Consider the following 1,628-nt stretch of genomic DNA (forward strand, 5'->3'; position numbering starts at 1 on the left):
CTGTAAGGATGTTCCGTTGGACGACGCTCGGGTACGGGCACAATGGCCATGCCACGGTCCGACACCCTGGCCTGACGCTGAATACCAGCAGAGTATGCAGGCGCTCATGGATACACTGAGTTCCGTCGGCGAGAAGCTTCTGAAACTGACAGCGCTGGGCCTGGAGTTGGACGACATCGACACATTGGCCAAACTGGCCGTCGACGGCTGGCACCACATGCGGGTTCTGCGCTTTCCCCCCTGTTCGGAGCGAACCTCCCGGGGCATCGGCTCCCATACCGATTATGGCATGCTAGTGATCGCCGCCCAGGACGACGTGGGAGGCCTTTACGTGCGTCCACCGGTCGAAGGGGAACCACGGAATAGGAACTGGCTGGAGAACGAAAGCATGGCGGGCATGTACGAGAACTCCGAGCCGTGGACGTTCGTGAAACCGATACCGAGCGTGCTGACGGTGTTCCCGGGAGACATCCTGCAGTTCCTGACGAATGGTCTTCTGCTCTCCACGCCACACAAGGTCGTGCTGAATACGCGCGAGCGTTTCGCCCTGGCGTACTTCCACGAACCAAACTTCGCGGCGCACGTCCATCCGCTGTCCAAGCCGGACGCTTCCCACATCCACTACGGAAGCCATTTCACCCACATGTTCATGCGTTCTTATCCGGAACGGATCACTACACGGAGGATCCTCGAGGAGGACCGTCTGTCATTCCTTGAGCGTCGGGCCGGTGATCAGATAGTGCGGGCGAGTCCGGTGAACGCGGCTTGGACCCGCAGCCGCGGGTGAGTGTTGAGGCCGAGGTCGTAGGCCCCCAGATCCACGGTCGCCGTGGGGTCCAGAAAGCCGTGGGGGCGATCCGCCACGACATTCTGATCGCCTACTGGCACATCGTGCACGACGACACCGTCTACCGGGACCTCGGCCCTGAATGGATGCGTCGCCGACACAGCACGGAAGCCCAGCAGAAGCGCCTCGTCGCCCAACTAGAGAAACTCGGCCTGAAAGTAACCGTCGAACCCGAACAGCCCGCCGCTTGACTACCCGGGAGGAATAGCCACAACCAAACAGTCACGCCGCCACACCGGGCCCGACCACCCGGCACGGTCAGCCACGCCCGCAGTCGACCCAGCCCACACCGGAAATCCTCACCTCAGAGGTGGTGGACAGAACCGGGCACAATACGAACCGCCACCCCACCATCCCCGGACCCACGATCACCATCCCCGATCATGCAAACAGGTCGCCTACCAGCAAAAACGTTCGGCCACGCCGTCCTACGTCGGCACCCGGGGCCCCGGCCGCAGCCACCGGATGACACCCATGGTTGGGGCTGCGGCCATGGCGGCCCCGACCATCATCCATCGACGCTGACGTCATCACGACGAATCCGTAGTATCCGCCGTGATGACCGGGATGGGGGCGGTACACGTACTACATTCCTAGATCTTGTTAGATGCGTAGGGTGAGGGGCGTGGGGTCGCCTCGGTGTCGGTAGTGGCTGAGGAGGGCTCGGGTCTGGCGGGTGGGGCACTGTTGCGTTCTGAGGGAGTAAGGCATGCCAGCGGCCCTGATGATCGGCGGTCAGATAGCGGCGGCGAGCTCGGTGAACGCGGCGGCGAGCCGCAGC

2 protein-coding genes are annotated in these 1,628 nt (G+C 63.0%); both read left to right on the top strand.

All coding sequences use genetic code 11. The features are described 5' to 3' along the window. Positions 1-106: 106 nt before the first annotated feature. Positions 107-787: a 2OG-Fe(II) oxygenase family protein gene (locus BBK14_RS13960; protein ID WP_241831473.1), complete on the top strand. Its 681-nt coding sequence runs from the start codon at positions 107-109 to the stop codon at positions 785-787. Further along, positions 784-1,038, top strand: a complete 255-nt coding sequence (locus BBK14_RS13965) for a hypothetical protein (RefSeq protein WP_071062651.1) — start codon at positions 784-786, stop codon at positions 1,036-1,038. The genes BBK14_RS13960 and BBK14_RS13965 overlap by 4 nt, the downstream gene beginning before the upstream one ends. Positions 1,039-1,628: the final 590 nt, after the last annotated feature.

This window comes from Parafrankia soli (assembly GCF_001854695.1).
Classification (GTDB): Bacteria; Actinomycetota; Actinomycetes; order Frankiales; family Frankiaceae; genus Parafrankia; species Parafrankia soli.

Bases quoted from the DNA above. Each gene is read 5' to 3' on its own strand.
- BBK14_RS13960 (WP_241831473.1), top strand. From the start codon at position 107: ATGGATACACTGAGTTCCGTCGGCGAGAAGCTTCTGAAACTGACAGCG.